Origin of the sequence: Amycolatopsis albidoflavus (assembly GCF_039525725.1) — a bacterium.
Classification (GTDB): Bacteria; Actinomycetota; Actinomycetes; order Mycobacteriales; family Pseudonocardiaceae; genus Amycolatopsis; species Amycolatopsis albidoflava.
The window spans coordinates 154736-176417 of sequence record NZ_BAAAHV010000008.1 but is presented as its reverse complement, the minus strand read 5'-3'; the positions used below and the strand labels follow the sequence as shown (position 1 = coordinate 176417).

Below are 21682 nucleotides of genomic sequence, written 5' to 3'. Positions count from 1 at the left end.
CGTCAGTTGATGACGGCCAGCACGTCGCGGGCGGAGAGGATCAGGTAGTCCTCGCCGTTGTACTTGACCTCGGTGCCGCCGTACTTGGAGTAGATGACGACGTCGCCGACAGCCACGTCCAGCGGAACGCGGTTGCCCTTGTCGTCGATGCGGCCCGGGCCAACGGCCAGAACCTTGCCCTCCTGGGGCTTCTCCTTGGCGGTGTCGGGGATGACGAGGCCGGAAGCGGTCGTCTCCTCGGCCTCGCTCGTCTGGACAACGATCTTGTCCTCGAGCGGCTTGATGTTCACGCTCACCGGGTTGACCTCCACGGTCGTCGAAAGCGTCGGCATGATGACTGGTTACGGCTCATACCACCCCCGCCGTCGCGGGTGCCGGGGCGTGTCCGGGCCGTTCATTTAGCACTCTAGCCACGTGAGTGCCAGCTTCGCAAGGAGGGTCCGCTCACGAGCCGGAACTCGGGACGGAAGCCGCTGACCGGCGGCTTTGTTCCAGGCGGATTCCGCGCCCCCGGCCGGGCGCGGCGATGAGCTGCGCACGGCCGCCTCGTCCGCAGGCCCAGGCTCCCGGGGCGCCGCCGCGTGCCCGTTCGGCCCCATCCGGCGGATAAACCCCACCAACTCCCCCGGCGACTGGTTGGATCCGCACAGACAGGCATCTCACTCCTGGAGTCCTCCTATGCCCCGATCACTCCCGTGGCGCCTGGCCGCCGCGACCACCGGGCTGCTGGCACTCGCCGCGATCGCGGTCACCGTCCCGGCCTCCGCCCAACCGGCCAACGACGCCCGTCAGCGCGCCTTCGCCGACGCCGCTCGCGAATTCGGCGTCCCGCTGAACGTCCTGCTCGGCGTCTCCTACCTCGAATCCCGCTGGGACACCCACTCCGGCGCGCCCAGCACCGCCGCCGGCTACGGACCGATGCACCTCACTGACGTCCGCACCACCGGCCTGCGCACCAGCGAGTTCGACAACCCCGACGAAGACCCCCGCGGCGACGACTCGCGTCCGACCTTGCGGCTGAAGGCGCTCAAGCCCTCGGCTCCCCCACCCGGCAGCCAGACCATCGACAAGGCCGCCGACCTGCTGCACACGGATGCCGCGAAGCTCCGTACGGACGCCGAAGCGAACATTCGCGGCGGAGCGGCGTTGCTGGCCCAGTACCAGCGAGAGCTCGGCGTCAAGAGCGACAACGCGAAGGACTGGTACGGAGCCGTCGCGCGGTACAGCGGTTCCGAAGACGTCACCGGCGCGCGCACCTTCGCCGACGAAGTCTTCGCCACCATCAGCAGCGGCATCGCGCGTACGACCGACGACGGCCAAGCCGTCAAGCTCGCCGCGACGTCCGGCGTCGCCCCGGACCGTGCCCAGGCAGACCGCCTCGGCCTGCGCGCCGGACAGCCGCCGGCCACCGAGTGCCCGCGGTCGATGTCCTGCGAGTCGGTGCCCGCGCCGTTCCAGAAGATCGGCGACAGCTACGGCAACTACGACCAGGCCGATCGCCCGCGCGACCAGAAGATCGACTACATCGTCATCCACGACACCGAGGGCACCTGGGACTCGGTGATGAAGCAGGCGCAGACCCCGGGCCAGACCGCGTGGCACTACACGGTCCGTTCCTCGGACGGCCAGGTCGCCCAGCACGTGCCGACCAAGGACGTCGGCTGGCACGCCGGGAACTGGTACCTGAACGCGAAATCCCTCGGCGTCGAGCACGAGGGCTTCGCCGCGCAGGGCACCTGGTTCACCGAGGCGATGTACCGCCAGTCCGCGAAGCTCGTGCGCTACCTCGCGCACCGCTTCGGCGTTCCGCTGGACCGCGCGCACATCCTCGGCCACGACAACGTGCCCGGCCCGAACGCGGACAAGATCAAGAGCATGCACTGGGACCCGGGTCCGTACTGGGATTGGGCACACTACTTCGACCTGCTCGGCGCCCCGCTGGAGCACGAGGGCTCGCCGGATTCCGACCTGGTGATGATCGCGCCGGAGTACTCAGCCAACCGTCCGGTGTTCACCGGCTGCGACAAGATCGGGTCCGGAAACCCTTGCCCGGAGCGGAGTTCTGGTTCTGTCGTGCTGCACACCGAGCCGAGCGAATCCGCGCCGCTGCTGTCCGACGTGGGCATGCACGGGCCGAATCCGTCCACAATGGACGTCGCGGACATCGGCAGCCGCGCGGCCACCGGCCAGAAGTACGCCGTCGCGGACACCAAGGACGACTGGACCGCGATCTGGTACCTCGGCCAGAAGGGCTGGTTCCGCAACCCGGGCGACGCGCCCACCGCGTACCCGGCCGACGGATTCGTCGCGACGCCCAAGGCGGGCAAGGCGACCGTGCCGGTTTACGGGAGCGCGTACCCGGAGGCCGGGGCGTATCCGAAGGACATTCCGGTGCAGGAGCTCAAGCCGTTGCCGTATCAGTTCGGCGCGGGCCAGAAGTACTCGGTCGGCGGGCTGACCGGGTCGGAGTACTACTCGGCGTCCTTCGACGTCGCGACCAACAAGGTCGTGAAGGGCAAGTCGCGGTACGTGGAAATCCAGCTCGGCCACCGCGTGGCGTACGTCAGCCGCGACGACGTCGACCTCGAACCGGCGTCCTGACCGCAGCTCGTCGAATGCCCGGGCCGACCGCGCGCGGCCCGGGCATTCACGCGTCCAGGGCCACCTTCACGCCGGCGCTGGCCTCGGTGTTGCGCCGGGTCTTGGCCCAGCCGTTGCGGCCGCGCACCAGCCGGAACAGCGCACGCCACGACGTGATGTAGAAGGTGTAGATGTAGCCCGCGTACAGCAGGCCCATGCCGATGCCGCGGAAGATGTTCTTGCTGCGCAAGCATTTCATCTGGTAGATCGGGCCCCACACGACGAACGGCAGCAGCCCGAACGAACCGTAGATCGCGAACAGGATCCACGCGCCGCCAGTGAACCACGTCCACACCTGACCGGGATCGCCCGCGGTGCTCACGAGAAGCAGGATGAACGGCACCGGGTACAGCAGCGAGCCGAGCAGCTGCATCCACGGCTGCGCCAGGTAGTACATCATCTCCGCGGCGCCCAAAGTGGACACGTGTGGCGAGTCCCAGATCCGGCGCAGGTACCGCATGCACTGCATGGTCCCCTGGCCCCAGCGCGTGCGCTGCACCAGGAACCGGCGGAGGCTGTACAGACCTTCTTGCGCCACATGCGAATCCGGCGTGAACCCGGTGCGCCAGCCCGCGGTGAGCAGGTGCACGCCGAGTTCGAAGTCCTCCAGCAGCGAACCGCGCCACGGGGCCAGTTCTTCGCCGGCGATCGAGTCCAATGCGGACAGCCGGGTGAACTGTCCGTTGCCGCCCATGGAGATCGTGCCGGTGAAGCCGCGCGACGTCTGGATCGCCGCGATCGCGGTGCGGAACTCCAAGTCCTGCAGCTGGGCGAGCTTGAGCCCGAACGCGCGGGAGAACCACGTGCGGCCGGGCGGGCGGCTGCGGAAGTTGCTCATCCGCACGTCGAGCTGGACAGCACCGACGGTTTCGTCGCCGAACAGGTGGTCCGCCGCGCACACTTCGAGACAGTTGGGCGCGGGACGGCCGTCCGCATCGACCACCACGACCACCACGCGGTCGCGATCCGCGTCCGGGCCGAGCCACTCGTCCAGCTCGCGGTAGGCGGCGTTGAGCGCGTCTCCCTTGCCAGTACGCGCTTCCGGGCGCTGGCGGGCGACGAGGTGCAGATTCGCGTCGTAGCCTCCGTTTCGCCGCCACACGGAGCGCACGACGCGTGCGGTTCGGTCGTCTGAGTCGTCGTCCACAACCCACACGTGCGCGCGGCGGAAGGTGTTGCGCAGGTACTTCACCGTCTCGCGGATCACCACCTCCTCGTCGCGGCAGGGGACGAAGAAGTGCCAGGAGAAGTCGGCCGGATCGCCGACCGGAGCGGGCTTGCGGCGCAGATACGGCACGATGATCACCACGACGTACACGAGGAACGCGACGCTCATGGTGAGCGCGAACGCCTGCGTGACCGACAGCAGGATTTTCAGGCCGGAGTCGCTCACGCCGCGGCCTGCTTCTCGGCCTTCGTCTTCCGCGTCGCCAGCCAGACGAAGAGCACCAGCGAGATCGCGCCGCCGATGACGCTGACCAGCGAGCCGAGCAGGGTGTGGCCCCAGTAGTAGCCCTCGTCGGTGCCGAGCCCGTTGACCAGCCCGACGATGGTAAGGATCCGTAACTGATTAACCAGAATCACCGCGATCGCGGAAATTCCCAGCGAGAAAAAGAGCCTGCGGGCATTCTGTGGCCGGAACCACAGAAGTGCGGCGGTTACTAATAGCAACGGCAGAAGAAGGAATACCGACGAGCATTCCGGAGTCATCCGCAACCCGAATGGAGTATCGCCGGACAACCCGAAGTAGACCGATTCCCGGTTTCCGGCCACATAGACCCCCGATGAGGTGACAACCCGGAGGATGGCACCGGCCAGTTGCACTTCCAGCTCGCGGTACCCGCGCTCCACGAGCACCAGCACGACCCCCGCGGCAAGCACCCCGAACACCGCCATACGCAGCGGAAACCGGGATGCGCCAGACATCGGCGCGTTGACTGCTGTCACGACGACCCTCTCGAGAAGAAACCCAGCGGAACCGGGGCGGAACCGGCCACGGTCGTGTCCGCGACAGTTCCCGCCCTTCCCCGGGCAGCCCCTTTTCGGGGATACCCGAGCAGCTTTCGGCATATTCTTACTCAAGCTTGCTAGTCCGTTCGAGTGATACTTCGCGCAACCTGGGAAAAAGTCGAATTCGTATCACCCGATGTGGTGATCCACCGAAAAAGCTGTGCCATTTCGGAAACGTCCGCCGATAACCGATCCGCGTGCCGACTCTTGCTCAGCGGGTTTAGTCCGCGCGGCGGCTCGCCCTGAGAAAATTCGGAGGACCAGTGAAGAGACACCTCGTGCGACGAGGCGGCATGCTCGCCGTTGTCGTGGCGAGCATCGCCCTGGCCGGAGCCGCTCCGGCCAGCGCCGCTCCCGGCGACGGGTCGGCTTACGGCGTCAACGTCAACGTGACGCTGCTCGGCCAGCCCGCGGTGCACCTCGGCCCGCTCGCGGCCGCGAACACAGGCGGCCCGACGGAGAACACCGCGGTCTCCGCGAACGTGCCCGGCGTGCTCACCACCGGCGTGATCAACACGTCCGCCGTGCGCGACGACAACTCCGGCGCGGTCACGGCGAAGGCGTCCACCGCCGACGTCGGGCTGCCGCTGCTCAAGGCCGCCGTCGGCAACGTCGGCGCGAAGGCGGTCGAAGCCGTCTGCACCGCGACTCAGGAAGGCGTCAAGGGCAGCACCACGCTGGTCGGCGCGAACCTCGGCAGCCTCGGCAAGGTCGACGCCACCCCGGCGGCGAACACCGAACTGAAGGTCCAGGTCGGCCCGCTGCACGTGGCGACGCTGATCCTGAACGAGCAGATCAAGAACCCGGACGGCAGCCTCACCGTCAACGCCCTGCACCTGAAACTGCTCGGCGGCGACGCGCTGGGCGCGCTCGGTTCGGGCGACGTGATCCTGTCGTCGGCGACCTGCGGTCCGGCCGCTCCGCCGATGCCGCTCGCCTCGGGAGCAGGCATGTGGATCGGCTTCGGCGTGCTCGCCGCCGTCGCGGTGCCGGTCGGCCTGCGCTTCACCCGGCGTCGTTCGGCCGCCTGACCGGTGAGGTGATGGATCGATGTACAAGATGCCTGGCGCCGGGGTCGGCGTCGCCGGTGGCGGGGTGGGCACCCTCGCCGCCACCGGTGCCGACGTCGGCTGGTGGCTCGCGGTCGGCATCGCGCTGGTGATCCTCGGGATCGCCGCGCTGATCGCCGTCCGCCGCCGGAATCGGCGGTTCTCCCGCCTGGACGGCTGAAGAATCCGGGCTGCCGGCGTGATCCCGCCGGCAGCCCGGTTTTCCGGGACACTCGAAAGGGTGAAAACGTTGGACGTGATGCTGCTGGCCGGGACGCGGCCGGAGGCGGTGAAACTCGCGCCGCTCGCGCTGGCCCTGGACGCCCGCCCAGGGCTGCGGCCGCTCGTGGTGCACAGCGGACAGCACCAGGGCATGGTCGAACAGGCGCTGGCCCCGTTCGAGGTGGCGATCGACGCGTGGCTCGACGTGCCGCCGCGAGTGTCCGGCACCCAGGCGGAACTGGTGTCCGGCCTGCTGCCCGCGCTCGACGCCGCGCTGCGCCGGTACCAGCCGTCAGCGGTCGTCGTGCAAGGCGACACCACCACCGGGCTGGCCGGCGCGCTCGCCGCGTTCTGGCTCGGGATCCCGGTGGTGCACCTCGAAGCCGGGCTGCGCACGCACGACCTGGCGTCGCCGTTCCCCGAGGAGGGAACGCGGCAGATGATCTCGCGGATCGCGGCACTGCACCTGGTTCCGACCGCGGCTGCGGGCGCGGCGTTGCTGGCCGAGGGCGTGCCGGCGGAGCGGATCACGCCTACTGGCAACACTGTCGTCGACGCCGTACTGGCGGTGGCCGCGCGCGATTTGCCCGCCCGCGATCCGGCGCTTGCCTTGCTGGAGATGGGAATCGCTGAAGCTGGAGAGCAGTTGGTGCTGGTCACGTCGCACCGCCGCGAGTCTTGGGGCGAGCCGTTGACGCGAACGCTGACTGCGGTGCGACAGATCGTCGACGCTCATCCGCTCGTGCAGGTGCTGTTCCCGGTGCATCCGAATCCGGCCGTGCGGGAGCAGGTCGAGGAAGTGCTGGGCGGGGTCGCGCGGGTGACCGTCACCGAGCCGTTGGAGTATCCGGATCTCGTGCGCGCGCTGCGGTTGGCGTCGCTCGTGCTGACGGATTCCGGTGGTATCCAAGAGGAAGCGCCCACGTTCGGTACGCCGGTGCTGGTGCTGCGCGACACGACGGAACGCCCGGAGGCGGTCGAAGCCGGTTGCGCTTGGCTGGTCGGCACCGATACCGAGCTGATCACCGATACGGCCGCGCGCATCCTTCGCGGCGAGATCAGCGCTGCCGCGTCAGCGAATCCCTATGGAAACGGCTCCGCGGCAGCGCGGTCGGCTTCGGCGATCGAGGCGCTGCTGGGGGTGTCCCTTGATGCCGCGGCTCTTGTGAGTCCTAAAGGGACACAATGTTGACCGGCAGGCCCGGGTTCGCCGAGAAGTCCAACGGCGCCACCGCCCGGCCTGCCGCCACCACGTGCGCACCCAGCGCCGCGATCATCGCGCCATTGTCCGTGCACAACCGCGGCCGCGGCACGCGCAGCTCGATCCCCGCCTCCGCGCAGCGCTCCGCCGCCAGCTCCGAAAGCCGCGAATTCGCCGCTACACCACCGGAAATCACCAACGTGCCGATGTTTTGCTCGCGCGCGGCACGGATCGCCTTCGCAGTGAGCACGTCCGCGACCGCCTCCTGAAAGGACGCCGCGACGTCGTTCACCGACACGGCGTCGCCAGCACGCTCGGCGTTCTCCACCCAGCGCGCCACAGCCGTTTTCAAGCCAGAGAAGGAAAAGTCAAACTTTGCGTCGCGCGGACCGGTCATCCCGCGCGGGAACGCGATCGCCTTCGGGTTTCCCTGCTTGGCCGCCTTGTCGATCGGCGGCCCGCCCGGATACGGCAGGTCGAGTACGCGCGCGACCTTGTCGTACGCCTCACCCGCCGCATCGTCCACAGTGGACCCAAGCTCGGTGATGCTCGACGCGATGTCGTCCACTCGCAACAGCTGCGTGTGTCCGCCGGAAACCAGTAACGCCAGCACCGGCGTCGGCAACGGCCCGTGCTGCAACGTGTCCACCGCGATGTGCCCGGCAAGGTGATTCACGCCGTACAGCGGCACATCCAGCGCCGTCGCATAGGCTTTCGCCGCCGAAACCCCCACCAGCAACGCGCCCGCGAGCCCGGGCCCGGCCGTCACCGCGATCGCGTCCACATCGGACAGTTTCAGCCCGGCAGTGGCGAACGCCCGCTCCGCCGTCGGCACCATCGCCTCGAGGTGCGCACGGCTGGCGACCTCCGGCACGACGCCGCCGAAGCGAGCGTGCTGGTCCACACTGGACGCGACCTCGTCGGCGAGCAGCTCCACCGTGCCGTCGTCGTGCAGCCGGACGAGGCCGACTCCGGTCTCGTCGCAGGAGCTCTCGATGCCCATGATGACGCGCGCCATCAGCCGGCCACCTCGTCTCGTGCCGGGGCCTGCGCGGGGCGGGCCATGGTGAACGCGTCGGCGCCGGAAGGCTGGTAGTAGCGCTTCCGGATGCCGAGTTTCTGGAAACCGTGTGCCTCGTACAGCGTCACGGCCGGGTCGTTGTCCGTGCGCACTTCGAGGAAGACAGCGGCGTGCAGCTCGTCGGCGCGGGTCAGCAACGCTCGCAGCAGCGCTTTGCCGATGCCCTGGCCCTGCGCCTCCGGCACGACGCCGATCGTGTGGACGTTCGCTTCGTAGTCACCGCGCCGCCCGACCACCGCGAGCCCCGCGTACCCCAGCAGGGTCTCCCCGTCGTCCGACCGCGCCGCCAGGTAGTAGTGCCCCTGGTCGAGCTCGGAATGAAAGGCGCGCGCACTCCACGGGTCGTCGCCGGGAAAGAGGATCTTCTCGATCTCCGCGCACCTCGCGACGTCAGCGCGGCGCAACTGGTCGAGCTTCACAGCGCGGTCACCCTCTTGCGCGCCGCGGGCTCGACAGCGTCCGGACGACGCAGGTAAAGCGGCGTCAACGGCTCCGGCTCCGCGCGCTCAAGAAGCGCCGTACGCGCCACGCGCACCAACCCAGCCGGCGACGGAAACCGCGGCTCGATCGGCACCACACCCACCGCCGCCGCGTACTGCAACGCCCCGTCGCCCGCTGCGACGCGAGTGTCCGTTTCGATGTCCGCAGGCCGCTGTACGTGCGGACCGTCAGTGCGCGCGCCCGAAGCGTCGTACGCAGCCCAGTAGACCTCGCGACGCCGCGCGTCCGTGAAGACGAGGAAGGGCTTCTCCGTGCGCACCACGTCCGCAGCGATCGCGTCGAGACTGCACACCGGATACGCCGGAATGCCGAGCGCGTGCGCGTACGCGGCCGCCGTGGCCATGCCCGCCCGCAGCCCGGTGAAGGGGCCAGGCCCGACGCCGCACACGATCGCGTCGAGTTCGCGGAGCGTGACCCCGGCCTCCTCCGCGGCAGCCAGCGCATGCGGGGCGATCAGCTCGCCGTGCGCCCTCGGATCCACCGTGACGCGGTCCGCCCGAGTGACGAGCTCAGCCTCGTCGAGGGCGACGATGCCCGCCGTCACCGCCGGAGTAGCCGTGTCGATCGCCAATACCAGCACGATTTCCCAGGATAGCTCTGGTCCGAAGGAGACCGGGGAGCGGGCGGGGCGGATGGCGGCCTCGGGAAAGATACGTTCCGTGATGAAGCTGTCTTTCGTGGCCTTGCTCGGCGGAATGCTGCTTTTGGCTGGTTGTTCGGCCGCGCCAGCCCCAGTGACGGAATCCTCCGCGCCGCCCGAGGTGTCGCAGGGTCCGCCACCGCTCAACGTGCGGAAATACGAACAGGACCCGTGCGCCCTGCTCCCCCAGCCCGAGGAAGTCTTCAACGCCGTCCGCAACCGCAAGACCACCGGTGCCATCCTCCCGGCCTGCACCTGGAACGACAGCAAAAACAGCACCCTGACCATCGGCTTCCTCCCCGCGCAAGGCGGCCTCGCCGCCATCGGCCGAAACCTGACCAGCACCGGCTACTTCGACCCGGCCCCCGAGATCGACGACTACCCGGCGGCCTACACCAACGTCCTCGACAACCGAGGACAAGGCGGCTGCCAAATAGCCGTCGGCGTGCAGGCTGACGAGGCATTCACCAGTTCAGTCATGCTCCTCCCGAGGTCCCCGTCCTATGGCGACCCGTGCTCGGTCGCGCTCAAAGCCGCACAGGCGGTCGTGGCCACCCTCAAGGCAGGTTCCTGACAACTGCCCGGCTTGGGGGATTTTGTCCACGCGCGGAACCTCGACCGATTAAGCTCAGTCAAAGCGTCGGCAGTCGAAGACAGTGCCGCCGGGAACGAGGGGGAGCGTCGTCGTGGGCAATGGGGAGTCGTCCAGCAGCAGCCAGCCGGTAGACGGGCGCGCGGGGTACGTCGACCCGGAGGAGCAGGCCAAACGCGACCGCCAGGACAAGCAGTTCGGCGAAGCGATGAACTCCAACGGCGTGCGGGTCTACCAGCAGCGCGCGGCTGAGGACGCCAAGGTCAACGCTGCGGCGGCGGGTGGCGGGTTCAACATGGACATCGACGCGATGCGGAAGCTGCAGCCTAAATGGCAGGGGATCGCGGACAAGCTCAGCGACGCGACCCAGTTGGCCACTCAGCTCCAAGCTGTGCGGAAACCGGCCAATGACGACGCCAGCGGCCTTCAAAAACAAGCTGCCGACCGGCACGCCGCGGCCTACCTGGCCAGCCTCCAGCAACAGCTCAAGTACGCCCAGGGCTACGCCGTTCAGTTGAAGAACGCCATCGCGAAGTACGAAGGCCAAGATCACGCCAACACGGCCAGCCTTCGTAAGCAAGGATGACCCGGTGAAACCGATCGCCACTGCTGCGAGCGCTGCCAGCGTCCTGTTGCTCGCCCTTACCGCGTGCTCCTCGCCGAACGGCGGCCAGCCTGCCCCGGCGTCGTCGAACCCGCCCGCCGCCTCCAGCAACGCCGCGCCCGACGTGCCCAAGGTGGCAAACCCGCTTGACGTCGCCAAATACGAGCAGGATCCCTGCTCGATTCTCACCCAGGCTCAGGCGACGCAAGCCTTCAACGCGGTCCGCAACCGCAAAATCGCAGGCAACGTCGCCCCGGTCTGCACCTGGAACGACAGCGAAAACAGCTCACTGGCGATCGGCCTCCTCCCCGGACAAGGCGGGCTCGCGACCGTCTACCAAAACCGGAGCAGCAGCGGCTACTTCGAACCGGCCCCCTCGGTCGACGGATACCCGGCGGTATTCAGCAACGTCCTCGACAACCGTTCGGACGGCGGCTGCCAGGTAGCGGTCGGCGTGCGCGCCGACGAGGCATTCACCAGTTCAGTCATCCTTTTCAAACAGTCGCCGTCCTACGGCGACCCGTGTTCGGTCGCACTCAAAGCAGCCGGAGCGGCTTTAGCCACGATCAAGGCGGGTGCGTGATGGGAACGGCTTACACCCCTCAGCAAATTGTCGATCTGGTCAAGAGCGGGAGCGGCTCCGGCGGCATGTTCGCAGGCGGCGGCACGAGCAGCCAGCTTTCGGAGTTGCATCAAGACATCGCCAACGAAATGCGCCAGCTGCAAGGCGCGATGAGCGAATACTGGCAAGGGGACGCCGCCGGTCAGGCGTACACCGGGGCCGGACCGTTGGTCCAGGCCAGCCAAGTCAGCGGCCAGCACTTGCAGCAAGCCCAGAACCTGTACCAGGGACAGGGCGAGTCCTTCAACACCCTGCATGCCAAAGTCCAGTCAGTCGGCGACGTCGGCGAGAAACCGGCAGGCGACTGGGTTTCCGGAACCCCTCTCTCGTTCCTTTCGAACCGGCAGAACGAGATTGACGACTGGAACCGGAAAGCGCAGGCGATCACCGAAAGCTACGACGCTTACCATCAGCAGTCGTCGGACAATTCGAGTCGCTGGGCGGACCCGTCCCAATACGGGCAGCTCGCGATGCCCTCCGCGGGCGGGGACTTCACCATCACCCAGCCCGGCAGCACCGGTACCGCTCACCTGCCCACTCACTACACCCCGGGCGGCCCAGGCGGCACCGCCGGCACGTACTCCGAAGGCGGCTACGTCGCCGACAACAGCACCAGCAGCAGCACCGGCGACAACGGCACCAGCCACCGCGACCACACCAACGATCGCACTGGGCCGCCGGGGGTGACGCCTCCTTCGGACACCCATCGGTGGGAAGCGGAGCCTCCGCCGCACCACGATCCGACTGAGACGCCGGGCAAGTACCACCCGCCGCACAGCGATTTGCCGGATGACACTCGGACCTCCGGCTACGTTCCGCCGGATCTGACCAGCACCAGCAACCCCAACAGCACCAGCAACCCCAACTCCTGGTCGTTCAACAGCAGCAACCCCAACACCGCGAACCCCAACGGCGGCAGCAGCAGCCTGTACACGCCGGGGCTCCCGGGGGCCGGTAGCGGTTACTCGGGCAACCCCGGCAGTAGCAACGCGGGCAACCCCGGCAACAGCAACAGCGTCGGCCGCGGAGCAGGTACCGGCACCGGGCCGTTCGGCGGGAACGCCGAAGCCGCCGGGCGAGGCGGCGCAACGGCGGGAGCCAACGGGCGCGCGGGGGCGCCGGGCATGGGTGCGGGTGCGATGGGCCGCGGGCAGAAGGGCGAAGGGGAAGACGACCTCGTCCACGAGACCGCCGACTACCTGGTCGAGCAGGACCCGGACGCCGCCCTCATCGGGGACCTTCCCAAGGCGGTTCCGCCGGTGATCGGGCTCTGACGGATGCTGGTGCTCGCCCGCGAGGTGGTGCTCCCTGCCGATTGCCTTCCCGTCGCGGCGGAGCTGGCTGGGGTTTCGCTCCCGGCGGCGCTCTCGCCTGACCCGATCTGGCGCGACCCCGAGGAGACGCACGCGTATCGCGAAGCCGCGGTGAACGCCATGGCCGACCAGGGCGTCTGGGGTCGCGGCGGTCCGGACGAGACGTTCGTCCGGACCATGACCGTGTTGTGCCGCGGGGCCAGCGAGCTGTCGGCGACCGTCGAAAGCGGGCGGGATCGGCGGTATTGGCTGGTCGTCGCGGCATTGAACAAGGACGCGGTGCTCGCTTGCCATATGCCGTCCACCGGCACTGTGGTGTTGCGGCCGGCCCGGCCGGAAGCGCTGGCGGAGGACTTGATCCGGGAGTTGCCGCGCGTCCAGCCCGCGCAGGGCCAAGCAGTGTCGGTACCGGAATCGGCGTTGAATCTGGCCATCGACGGCGGGCCGGCGAGGCAGGACGTCCGGCATTTGCTCGACGTCGCCGCGCTCCCCCGCGTCGGCGGCGGGCAGATCACCGCGGCCGTCCGCGACGGGCTTGGCGGGCGGCGGATCAGCGGGCGCGACATCTGCACGTATTACGACACCGAGCACGGCCGCTACCTGTTCTCGTTCTCCGAAACCGACGGCGGCGAGCGGTACGTGAACGTCGCCCCCGGCCGCTACGAAACGATGGTCGAACGGGTGCGCGCGCTGCTCGATAATCTCGCCTGAACCTGGGTACCCCTGACAATCAGGATCTGTGAATCGCGTCGCAGGTGGCCACCGCCACAAGGCGGTACGGTGCGGTTCCAGGTGCCGGTGACGCAGGAGGTCCGCGAAAGTGCCCGATCCGCTGTTCCCCGCAGTCGCCGCCGGATCCGGCAAGGAAGCGCTGCACTTCGGCGACCGAAAACTCACCTACGCCGAACTCGGCGCGGTCGCCGGGGCATTGGCCGCCGAACTGCCCCGAGACCGCCGGGTCGCGGTCTGGGCGACGCCGACGCTGCACACCAGCGTCGCGGTGGTCGCCGCGCTGCTCGCCGGGGTTCCGGTGGTGCCGCTCAACCCCAAGATCGGCGAACGCGAACTCGGGCACATCCTCGCCGACAGCGAGCCCGCGCTGGTGCTCGCCGAACCCGGCGTCGAATTGCCCGCCGCGCTCGACCTGCCGCGTCGCGACATTCCGCTTGAAGGCGACGGGAAACCGCCGGCCAGCGAGCCGGACGCCGAAGCTCCCGCGTTCATCGTCTACACCTCCGGCACGACTGGGCCGCCCAAGGGCGTCGTGCTGCCTCGCCGCTCGATCGCGACCACGCTCGACGCGCTTGAGGGCGCTTGGCAGTGGACCGCTGACGACGTGCTCGTCCATGGCCTGCCGTTGTTCCACGTGCACGGCTTGATCCTGGGCATCCTCGGGCCGCTGCGGCGCGGCGGGACAGTGCATCATCTGGGGCGGTTCTCCCTTGAGGGCGTCACGGAGGAACTCGCGAACGGCGCGACGATGCTGTTCGGCGTCCCGACGATGTACCACCGGATCGCCGAAACGGTCGCGACCGACGAAGGCCTCGCCAACGCGCTCAAGTCCGCACGGCTGCTGGTCTCCGGCTCAGCCGCGCTGCCGGTGCACGACCACCAGCGGATCACCGCCGCGACCGGGCAGCAGGTCGTGGAGCGCTACGGCATGACCGAGACGCTGATGAACACCAGCGTCCGCGCCGACGGCGAGCGCAAGCCGGGTTCGGTCGGCGTCCCGCTCGCCGGGGTCGACCTTCGGCTGGTCGACGAGGCAGGCACCGAAATCAGCGAGCCGGACGCGGTCGGCGAGATCCAGGTCCGCGGGCCGAATCTGTTCACCGAATACCTCAACCGGCCGGACGCCACGGCCGCCGCGCTCGACGGCGGCTGGTTCCGCACCGGCGACATGGCCACCCGCGACCCCGACGGCTACGTCCGCATCGTCGGCCGCAAGGCCACCGACCTGATCAAGAGCGGCGGGTACAAAATCGGCGCGGGCGAGATCGAGAACGCGCTGCTGGAGCACCCGAAGGTCGCCGAGGTCGCGGTGACCGGCGAACCGGACGACGACCTCGGCGAGCGCATCGTCGCCTGGGTCGTGCCGGACGGCGAGCGTCCGGCGCTCGAAGAACTCGCCGACCACGTGTCGAAGCTGCTCGCTCCGCACAAGCGGCCGCGCGTCGTGCGATACCTGGATGCGTTGCCCCGCAACGACATGGGCAAAGTCATGAAGCGAGCGCTGGGATGAACACCACCGCGCGCGAGCTGCTGGCCGCCGTCTCCGCCGGGTTCGCCGACCTGTCGCTGGCGGACACTCCGGCGGACGATCCGCTCGGCTGGCCGGGTTATCCGGAGGCCAGGGCGGCGGCCGCCGCGCGCACCGGCGAGACCGAATCGGTGGTCGTCGGAGAGGCGAAGATCGGCGACGTGCCCACGGTGCTGATCGCCTGGGAGTTCGGGTTCCTCGGCGGTTCGATCGGACAGCAGACCGGCGACCGCGTCGAAGCCGCCTTCGCCCACGCGAAAGAGCGTGGACTGCCGGTGGTGTCGCTGGTCGCGACTGGCGGCAGCCGGATGCAGCACGGCATGCGCGCGCTTTCCCAGCTCCAGCGAATCGCGCGCGCCTCCGCGGACGCGCGCGCGGCGGGTGTCCCGCAGATTTCCGTTCTGCGCAACCCATCCACCGGCGGCGGCTGGGCGACGCTCGGTGCCGGTTCCGACGTCGTGTTGGGACTCCCAGACGCGCAAGTGGGCTTCGCAGGTTCTCGCGTACGGCCTGCGACGTCGCCTGCGGAGGCGTACACCGTCGAGGCGAAGCTGGAATGGGGTCAGGTCGACCGTCTCGTTGAGCCAGACGAGCTGGGTGACGTGCTCGCACGATGGCTACAGCTGTTGGCTTCGCCGTCGACAGAACCTGCGCCCCCGCCTAACGCCCGTCGCGACGCCGCGTTGCCCGAAACCGGCTGGGAAGCCGTACGAACGGCGCGCGCTTCTTCGCGAGCGCGCGCGCCCGAGTACCTCGACGCGTACTTCGAGTGGCGAGAGAACGTCCAAGGCGACCGTGCTGGTCACGTCGACGAAGGCGTCCAATGTGGCTTCGGCTGGCGAGAAGGCCGCGCGATCGCGTACGCAGCACAGTGCGGCACCGCGACGCGTCCAGCGGGCTTTCGGACCGCAGCGCGGCTCGTCCGGCTGGCGTCCCGGCTAGGAATTCCGGTGTTGACGCTTGTGGACACTCCCGGAGCGGCAAACGACGCGGAAGCGGAAGAAGGCGGTGCCGGGCCGGCGATCGCGGAACTGTTCGAGGCGATCGCCACCGCCGCGGTGCCGGTCACCACGCTGGTGATCGGCGAAGGCGGTTCCGGCGGCGCGCTGGCTTTCGCCGCTCCGGGCACGACCTGGATCGCCCCGGACGCCTACTTCTCGGTCACTTCGCCGGAAGCGGCGGCGGCGATCCTGAAACGCCCGATGACCGACGTGCCGGCCGTGGCCGACCAGCTGCGGTTGCGTCCGCAGGATCTGGTCGGCCTCGGCCTGGCAGTCGGAATTGTCGAGCCCTAGAGACCTAGAGCTGCGAGAGTCCTAACGGGTCACGCCTCGACGGCGCGGACCCGCCACTTGCGCTGCGCGTAGGACGCGAGGGTAGCCGCGACAGCGACTCCCGCGGTTGCACAGCTTGCGATGGCCACGAATACTGCCGTCATTGCGGCTCCTCCTCACGGGGTGCGCACGCCGATGCCGTCGGCGAATCCGGGTGATCCGCTGGCCGACGTGTGCGAGTTGATGGGGTTTAACAGGTATCTACCTGCTATAACGCATGGTCCCCGCTACGCGTTACCTGCGCTACCCCCGTGCGGGAGTGAGACGTATCACGTTACGCTTTGGATCGCTCGCGGTAGGTGATGTCGGGGGCTCTGCGCAGTGAGTCCTGGAAAACGCGAAAGGAGCGATGTGACAGAGGCAGCAGACGGGAGGGGGCCGTCGGGCGGCGCCACGGTCACGGACGACGCGACGATGCGCCGGGCAGTCGGCGCGGCCGCGGTCGGCAACATCACCGAGTGGTTCGATTTCGGGGTCTACGGCTACCTCTCCACCACCATCGAGGCACAGTTCTTCCCGCCCGGCAATCCCGCGCTGGCCCAGCTCGCGACGTTCGCGACCTTCGCGGTGGCGTTCCTGGTGCGTCCGCTCGGCGGCCTGTTCTTCGGTCCGCTCGGCGACAAGATCGGCCGGACCAAGGTGCTCGCGGTGACGGTGATCCTGATGGCGACCGGCACCTTCCTCATCGGACTGATCCCGTCGTACTCCTCGATCGGGCTGGCCGCGCCGATCCTGCTGGTGTGCGCGCGGGTCCTGCAGGGCTTCTCCACCGGCGGCGAGTACGCGGGCGCGATGACGTTCATCGCCGAGTACAGCCCGGACCGCCGCCGCGGCTACTTCGGCAGCTTCCTGGAGTTCGGCACCTTCATCGGGTACGCGCTGGGCGCGACCGTCTCGTCGGTGCTGCCGCTGGTGTCGACGCCGGCCTTTATGGACACCTGGGGCTGGCGGATCCCGTTCATGGTGGCGCTGCCGCTCGGCATCGTCGGGGTTTACCTGCGGACGAAGCTCGAAGAGACGCCCGCGTTCCAGCAGCTTCTCGACGAGTCGGGCAAGCGCGAGGACGCCGAGGCCAAGCACGTGGTCCGCACGATCTTCGCGAAGTACTGGCCGACGATGCTGCTGGCCGGCGGGCTCGTGGTGACCTGGAACGTCACCAACTACATGCTCACCAGCTACATGCCGACCTACCTCAAGGACGACCGCACGATGTCCGCTAACGGCGGGCAGGCCATCTCGGCCACCGCGGCGGAATGGCTGCAGATCGGAGTGCTGTGGCTGGGCGTGCTGCTGATCCCGTTCCTCGGCAAGCTCAGCGACCGCTACGGCCGCAAGCCGATCCTGTGGGTCGGCGCGGGCGGGCTGATCGTGCTCGGGCTGCCGATGGTGCTGCTGCTCAAGAGCGGGTCGCTGTTCTCGGTGCTGCTCGGCCTGGTCCTGATGGGACTCCTGCTGATCTGCTTCTCCTCGACCTGCCCGTCCACGCTGCCCGCGCTGTTCCCGACCGAGGTCCGGTACGGCGGGTTGTCGATTTCGTTCAACATCTTCGTGTCGGCGTTCGCCGGGACGGTGTCGCTGGTGATGAGCGCGCTGGTGCTGGCCACCGGGGATCTCAAGTGGCCTGGGTATTACCTGATGATCGCCGGGGTGGTCGGGGTGATCACGCTGCTGAAGCTGAAGGAGACGGCGCGGAAGCCGTTGCCTGGCTCGGCTCCGTCGCTGTCCGCCAGCGAGGAAGCCACCGCCGGACGGTAATCGCCTAACGAGCCGTGAAGGGCCCCTTGAAGGAATCTGATTCCCTCAAGGGGCCCTTCACGGACGGTCAGGCCGCTTGCAGCTCGTCCACCCGGGCGGTCCAGGAGCCGTGCGGTTCCAGCACGACAGTCCGGGTGTCGTCGTCGTGGCGGGTCAGCCGGACCACCAGGTGGTCCTCCGAAAGCCGCTCCGCGCTGCCCTCGCCCCATTCGACGACCACCGCGGACGACTCCAGGTCGGTGTCCAGATCGAGGTCGTCCAGCTGGGACAGATCGCCGCCGAGCCGGTAGGCGTCCACGTGGATCAGCGGGACCCCGGCCGCGCCCGCGGCGTGCACTCGCGCCAGCACGAACGTCGGCGAACTGACCCGGCCGCCGACGCCGAGGCCGTCCGCGATGCCGCGGGTCAGCGTCGTCTTCCCGGCCCCGAGCGGACCGTCCAGCAGCACCAGATCGCCCGCGCGCAGGGCCGCGCCCAGCGTCCGCCCGAAGGCCATCGTGTCCTCGGGGGTTTCCAGAATCACCTTGTCCACCACCAGTTTCGCCGGTTCGGCGCGGCGCTGCCACCACAGCGCTGCAGCAGGTCGATGAGATGGCTGTTCACCAGCTCGGGCTGTTCGAGCTGCACCATGTGCCCGGCCCCGCGCACCCGCACCAGCTCGGCGTCCGGCAGCTCGGCGGCGATCCGCTCGGCGTGCGCGTACGGCGTGAAACGGTCCGAGTCGCCGCCGATGACCAGCACCTGTGCGTGTTTCAGCCCGGCCAGCACAGCGTAGCGATTGTGGCTGCCGAGGGTGTCGACGAAGTTGAGCAGCCCGCGCACCGGCGTGACAGCCAGCATTTCAAGCATGAAGTCGACCAGGCGCGGCGAGACGTCGCGGCTGCCGAACGCGAGCCGTCGCACTGCCTGGCGGGTCAGCTGACCACCGGCTGCGCGCACGAACTCCACCAACCCGGGTTGCCACCCAGCCAGCTCGCCGACGCCGCGCGTGAGCGGGTTGTACTTGGACAACAACGGTCTCGGCAACCCGCGTGCGCCGACTTCGCCCGCCGCGGTCGCGATGAAGGCGACGCCGCAGACGCGGTCCTCGAAGAGGTCTGGCCGTTGCGCGGCCAGCTCCATGATCACCATGCCGCCCATGGAATGTCCCATGAGGACAATCGGTCCCTCGGGCACCATCGCGCGCAGCACGCTGTCGAGGTCGTGCGCGAGTTGCTCGATGGTCGACGTCTCGGTGGAAGCCTCTCCGGACAGACCGTGGCCGCGATGGTCGTAGTAGACCTGCCGTACGCGCGGCAGACGCAGCGAAGCGACGTCGCGGCGTTGGAAGTGCCACGAGCGCCGCGAAAGCGCGAAGCCGTGTACGCCGACGAGAGTCAGCTCCGGCTTCTCGCAGTCCTCAGGGTCGATCTCCTCGACCGACAGCGGCGTACCGTCTTCGGCCGCGACGGTGGACGTACGGTCTGGCTTCAGCTCGCCTAGCGGCTCGTCGGCGAAGGGGTCTTCGGTCGGTTTGCGTTGCTGCGTCGCGACAACTGCCGCCGCCGCGCCCGTCACCACCGCTCCGACTCCGCCGACGATCGCCCACAGCCGCGCCGAAGGAGTCACGCCCGCTCCCCCACGTACCGGCGCTGTACACGCGGCCGGTACATCGAGGTGACGATCTCGTAGTCGATGGTGCCGAGCTTGTCCGCCCATTCGCGCGCGGTCGGCTCGCCGGAGCGGCCCGACCCGAACAGCACGACCTCGTCGCCGACGCGAGGCACGTCCTCGTTGCCGACGTTCACCACGAGCTGGTCCATGCAGACCCGCCCGACGACCGGACGCCGTCGCCCGCCCAGCCAGACGTCCATCCGGCCGGACAGCGTGCGCGGCACCCCGTCGGCGTACCCGGCGGGCACGAGCGCGAGCGTGGTGTCCTCCGGCGCGGTCCAGGTGTGGCCGTAGGAGACGGATTCGCCGGCGGCCAAGGGCTTCGTGAGGACCACGCTGGAGCGGAACGTCATCGCCGGGCGGAGGTCGTCGTCGGTCGGCACCGGGTTGAGGCCGTACATCGCGATGCCCGGGCGGACCAGCTCGAAGTGCAGGTCGGGCCGGGTGAGCGTGGCCGCGGAGTTGGCCAGGTGCCGGAACGGGTCGAGCCCGGCGGCGCGGGCGGCGTCGTAGGCCTCGGAGAACAGCTTCGCCTGCGCGTCGATCGACGCGTGGCCCAGCTCGTCGGCGCAGGCCAGGTGCGACCAGACGGCCACCACCTCGACGCCGCGGGCCTTGGCCGCCGCCTCGACCAGCGCGGGCCAGTCGGCGGGCGGGCAGCCGTTGCGCGACAGGCCGGTGTCGATTTTGAGGTGCACGCGGGCGCGCTTTCCGGCGAGCTCCGCGGCGGCGTCGACCCGGGCCAGCTCGCCGAGGGAGCTGACGCCGAGGTCGATGTCCGCCTCGATGCCGGGCGCGAAATCCAGCTCCGGCACGTCCAGCCAGCTGAACAGCCGCACCGACAGCCCGGCGGCCCGCAGATCGAGGGCCTCCTGCAGCGAGCAGGTGCCGAGCCAGGTGGCCCCGGCTTCGACAGCGGCGCGGCCGACGGGCACCGCGCCGTGGCCGTACGCGTCGGCTTTGACCACGCACATCACGGCCGCACCGGGTGCCCGGTCGGCCAGCAAGGAAACGTTGTGGCGCACAGCGCCGAGATCGACCACGGTCTCGGCGTGCGGAGAACTGGCAGTCATAACGACTGCCAGTTTCCCACGCCATCGGCTCAGGAGAGACGCTGCCCGGAAGTCCCGGAGAAGACGTGCAGCTCGTCCGGGCGGATCCGCAGGTGCAGGGTGTCACCCATGCGCGGCGGCGTACGCGGGTCGACGCGCGCGACCACGTTGCGTGACGCACCCTCCGTGGACTCCTCGACGCCGGCGCCGAGCTTGCCGTAGACGTAAGCGTCCGAGCCCAGCTCCTCGACCAGCTCGACCTTGATCGGCAGCGTGCCGTCGGTGTCGGTGGTGGCTTCCAGCGACTCCGGACGGAAGCCGATGGTGACCGTGTCGCCGTCGGCCGCGGACCGGACCTCGGGCTTGAGCGGCACCTGCACGCCACCGACCTCGGCGCCGTCCGCGGTGAGCTTCGCGGCGACCAGGTTCATCGCCGGGGAGCCGATAAAGCCCGCGACGAAAACGTTTGCGGGCCGGTCGTACAGCGCGCGCGGGGTGTCGCACTGCTGCAGCAAACCGTCCGACAGCACCGCGACGCGGTCACCCATCGTCATGGCCTCGACCTGGTCGTGGGTCACGTACACGGTGGTGACGCCGAGCCGGCGCTGCAGCGCGGCGATCTGCGTACGGGTCGAGACACGCAACTTCGCGTCGAGGTTCGACAGCGGCTCGTCCATGAGGAACACCTGCGGCTCACGCACGATGGCGCGGCCCATCGCGACGCGCTGGCGCTGACCGCCCGACAGCGCCTTCGGCTTGCGGTCCAGGTACTGCTCGATGTCCAGCAGCTTCGCCGCGTCGAGCACCTTCTGCTTGATCTCCGAAGCCGGCCGCCCGGCGATCTTCAGCGCGAAGCCCATGTTCTGCGCGACCGTCATGTGCGGGTACAGCGCGTAGTTCTGGAACACCATCGCGATGTCGCGCGAACGCGGCGGCAGCTGCGTGACGTCGCGGTCGCCGATCCAGACCGCGCCCTCGTCGATGTCCTCCAGGCCCGCGAGCATCCGCAGCGCGGTGGACTTGCCCGAACCCGAGGGCCCGACCAGCACGAGGAACTCGCCGTCGGCGATTTCCAGGTCCAGCGCGTCGACGGCGGGACGCTCGGTCCCGGAGTAGCGCCGGGTCGCCTTGTCGTAGGTGATGCTGGCCATCG

Annotated in this window: 22 protein-coding genes; 12 read left to right on the top strand and 10 right to left on the bottom strand. The window is 69.1% G+C overall.

Annotated elements, in window-relative coordinates:
• Window positions 1–2: 2 nt before the first annotated feature.
• Window positions 3–296, bottom strand: a complete 294-nt coding sequence (gene groES / locus ABD156_RS11220; protein WP_009072407.1) for a co-chaperone GroES — start codon at window positions 294–296, stop codon at window positions 3–5.
• A gap of 382 nt (window positions 297–678) precedes the next feature.
• Here groES and ABD156_RS11215 point away from each other — a divergent pair, with 382 nt between their 5' ends.
• The gene (locus ABD156_RS11215) at window positions 679–2601 is read left to right on the top strand and encodes an N-acetylmuramoyl-L-alanine amidase (RefSeq protein ID WP_344270356.1); all 1923 of its coding nucleotides are present in this window, start codon (window positions 679–681) and stop codon (window positions 2599–2601) included.
• A 46-nt stretch (window positions 2602–2647) separates the two neighbouring features.
• On the opposite strand, the gene ABD156_RS11210 is transcribed toward ABD156_RS11215, so the two are convergent.
• Together ABD156_RS11210 and xrtP are read right to left on the bottom strand one after the other, a co-directional pair.
• A complete protein-coding gene (locus ABD156_RS11210) occupies window positions 2648–4033 on the bottom strand; it encodes an XrtP-associated glycosyltransferase (protein WP_486303415.1) in 1386 nt (461 codons plus the stop codon).
• Window positions 4030–4566, bottom strand: a complete 537-nt coding sequence (xrtP, locus tag ABD156_RS11205) for an exosortase P (RefSeq protein ID WP_377926188.1) — start codon at window positions 4564–4566, stop codon at window positions 4030–4032. The genes ABD156_RS11210 and xrtP overlap by 4 nt, the downstream gene beginning before the upstream one ends.
• A 347-nt stretch (window positions 4567–4913) precedes the next feature.
• Between xrtP and ABD156_RS11200 the strand changes: the two genes are divergently transcribed.
• The 3 genes from ABD156_RS11200 to wecB all read left to right on the top strand — a co-directional run bounded on the left by ABD156_RS11200 (window position 4914) and on the right by wecB (window position 7113).
• Window positions 4914–5681, top strand: coding sequence for a choice-of-anchor protein CoaP (locus ABD156_RS11200; protein ID WP_344270351.1), 768 nt, complete (start codon window positions 4914–4916; stop codon window positions 5679–5681).
• A 19-nt stretch (window positions 5682–5700) separates the two neighbouring features.
• Window positions 5701–5880 carry an LPXTG cell wall anchor domain-containing protein gene (locus ABD156_RS11195; protein WP_344270349.1) on the top strand — a complete coding sequence of 60 codons (180 nt, stop codon included), beginning with the start codon at window positions 5701–5703 and terminating at the stop codon, window positions 5878–5880.
• Between the two features lie 69 nt (window positions 5881–5949).
• A complete protein-coding gene (wecB, locus tag ABD156_RS11190) occupies window positions 5950–7113 on the top strand; it encodes a non-hydrolyzing UDP-N-acetylglucosamine 2-epimerase (RefSeq protein WP_344270727.1) in 1164 nt (387 codons plus the stop codon).
• Here the strand turns inward: wecB and tsaD are convergent.
• Genes tsaD through tsaB form a run of 3 tightly spaced genes read right to left on the bottom strand, consistent with a single transcriptional unit; the run spans window position 7094 to window position 9284 of the window.
• Window positions 7094–8140 (bottom strand): tRNA (adenosine(37)-N6)-threonylcarbamoyltransferase complex transferase subunit TsaD, encoded by a 1047-nt coding sequence (tsaD, locus tag ABD156_RS11185; RefSeq protein WP_344270346.1) that lies wholly within the window; start codon window positions 8138–8140, stop codon window positions 7094–7096. The two genes, wecB and tsaD, sit on opposite strands and share 20 nt — an antisense overlap.
• The gene (rimI, locus tag ABD156_RS11180) at window positions 8140–8622 is read right to left on the bottom strand and encodes a ribosomal protein S18-alanine N-acetyltransferase (RefSeq protein WP_344270343.1); all 483 of its coding nucleotides are present in this window, start codon (window positions 8620–8622) and stop codon (window positions 8140–8142) included. The genes tsaD and rimI overlap by 1 nt, the downstream gene beginning before the upstream one ends.
• Complete coding sequence (gene tsaB / locus ABD156_RS11175) at window positions 8619–9284, bottom strand: tRNA (adenosine(37)-N6)-threonylcarbamoyltransferase complex dimerization subunit type 1 TsaB (protein WP_344270340.1); 666 nt, start codon at window positions 9282–9284, stop codon at window positions 8619–8621. Before tsaB ends, rimI begins: the two co-directional genes overlap by 4 nt.
• Between tsaB and ABD156_RS11170 the strand changes: the two genes are divergently transcribed.
• From ABD156_RS11170 to ABD156_RS11135, 8 genes are all read left to right on the top strand, one after another.
• Window positions 9262–9918 carry a DUF3558 domain-containing protein gene (locus tag ABD156_RS11170; RefSeq protein ID WP_344270337.1) on the top strand — a complete coding sequence of 219 codons (657 nt, stop codon included), beginning with the start codon at window positions 9262–9264 and terminating at the stop codon, window positions 9916–9918. The two genes, tsaB and ABD156_RS11170, sit on opposite strands and share 23 nt — an antisense overlap.
• 112 nt (window positions 9919–10030) lie before the next feature.
• Complete coding sequence (locus tag ABD156_RS11165) at window positions 10031–10522, top strand: hypothetical protein (RefSeq protein ID WP_344270334.1); 492 nt, start codon at window positions 10031–10033, stop codon at window positions 10520–10522.
• Window positions 10523–10526: 4 nt separating this feature from the next.
• On the top strand, window positions 10527–11123 hold the full coding sequence (locus ABD156_RS11160) for a DUF3558 domain-containing protein (protein ID WP_344270331.1): 597 nt from the start codon (window positions 10527–10529) through the stop codon (window positions 11121–11123).
• Window positions 11123–12436 (top strand): WXG100 family type VII secretion target, encoded by a 1314-nt coding sequence (locus ABD156_RS11155; protein WP_344270328.1) that lies wholly within the window; start codon window positions 11123–11125, stop codon window positions 12434–12436. The genes ABD156_RS11160 and ABD156_RS11155 overlap by 1 nt, the downstream gene beginning before the upstream one ends.
• A 3-nt stretch (window positions 12437–12439) precedes the next feature.
• Window positions 12440–13186 (top strand): ESX secretion-associated protein EspG, encoded by a 747-nt coding sequence (locus tag ABD156_RS11150; RefSeq protein ID WP_344270325.1) that lies wholly within the window; start codon window positions 12440–12442, stop codon window positions 13184–13186.
• A 109-nt stretch (window positions 13187–13295) separates the two neighbouring features.
• Window positions 13296–14717, top strand: a complete 1422-nt coding sequence (locus ABD156_RS11145; protein ID WP_344270322.1) for an acyl-CoA synthetase — start codon at window positions 13296–13298, stop codon at window positions 14715–14717.
• On the top strand, window positions 14714–16030 hold the full coding sequence (locus ABD156_RS11140) for a carboxyl transferase domain-containing protein (protein WP_344270319.1): 1317 nt from the start codon (window positions 14714–14716) through the stop codon (window positions 16028–16030). The genes ABD156_RS11145 and ABD156_RS11140 overlap by 4 nt, the downstream gene beginning before the upstream one ends.
• Before the next feature lie 390 nt (window positions 16031–16420).
• A complete protein-coding gene (locus tag ABD156_RS11135; protein WP_344270316.1) occupies window positions 16421–17824 on the top strand; it encodes an MFS transporter in 1404 nt (467 codons plus the stop codon).
• Between the two features lie 67 nt (window positions 17825–17891).
• On the opposite strand, the gene tsaE is transcribed toward ABD156_RS11135, so the two are convergent.
• From tsaE to ABD156_RS11115, 4 genes are read right to left on the bottom strand one after another with little or no spacing between them, the layout of a single operon-like run.
• Window positions 17892–18347, bottom strand: a complete 456-nt coding sequence (gene tsaE / locus ABD156_RS11130) for a tRNA (adenosine(37)-N6)-threonylcarbamoyltransferase complex ATPase subunit type 1 TsaE (protein WP_344270313.1) — start codon at window positions 18345–18347, stop codon at window positions 17892–17894.
• Window positions 18344–19432 carry an alpha/beta fold hydrolase gene (locus tag ABD156_RS11125; protein ID WP_344270310.1) on the bottom strand — a complete coding sequence of 363 codons (1089 nt, stop codon included), beginning with the start codon at window positions 19430–19432 and terminating at the stop codon, window positions 18344–18346. The genes tsaE and ABD156_RS11125 overlap by 4 nt, the downstream gene beginning before the upstream one ends.
• Window positions 19429–20550: an alanine racemase gene (alr, locus tag ABD156_RS11120; protein ID WP_344270307.1), complete on the bottom strand. Its 1122-nt coding sequence runs from the start codon at window positions 20548–20550 to the stop codon at window positions 19429–19431. The genes ABD156_RS11125 and alr overlap by 4 nt, the downstream gene beginning before the upstream one ends.
• Before the next feature lie 29 nt (window positions 20551–20579).
• The gene (locus ABD156_RS11115) at window positions 20580–21680 is read right to left on the bottom strand and encodes an ABC transporter ATP-binding protein (protein ID WP_344270304.1); all 1101 of its coding nucleotides are present in this window, start codon (window positions 21678–21680) and stop codon (window positions 20580–20582) included.
• Between the last annotated feature and the right edge of the window lie 2 nt (window positions 21681–21682).

Bases quoted from the DNA above. Each gene is read 5' to 3' on its own strand.
- ABD156_RS11215 (WP_344270356.1), top strand. From the start codon at position 679: ATGCCCCGATCACTCCCGTGGCGCCTGGCCGCCGCGACCACCGGGCTG.
- xrtP (WP_377926188.1), bottom strand. From the start codon at position 4,566: ATGTCTGGCGCATCCCGGTTTCCGCTGCGTATGGCGGTGTTCGGGGTG.
- ABD156_RS11195 (WP_344270349.1), top strand. From the start codon at position 5,701: ATGTACAAGATGCCTGGCGCCGGGGTCGGCGTCGCCGGTGGCGGGGTG.
- tsaD (WP_344270346.1), bottom strand. From the start codon at position 8,140: ATGGCGCGCGTCATCATGGGCATCGAGAGCTCCTGCGACGAGACCGGA.
- ABD156_RS11155 (WP_344270328.1), top strand. From the start codon at position 11,123: ATGGGAACGGCTTACACCCCTCAGCAAATTGTCGATCTGGTCAAGAGC.
- ABD156_RS11150 (WP_344270325.1), top strand. From the start codon at position 12,440: ATGCTGGTGCTCGCCCGCGAGGTGGTGCTCCCTGCCGATTGCCTTCCC.
- ABD156_RS11140 (WP_344270319.1), top strand. From the start codon at position 14,714: ATGAACACCACCGCGCGCGAGCTGCTGGCCGCCGTCTCCGCCGGGTTC.
- alr (WP_344270307.1), bottom strand. From the start codon at position 20,550: ATGACTGCCAGTTCTCCGCACGCCGAGACCGTGGTCGATCTCGGCGCT.
- ABD156_RS11115 (WP_344270304.1), bottom strand. From the start codon at position 21,680: ATGGCCAGCATCACCTACGACAAGGCGACCCGGCGCTACTCCGGGACC.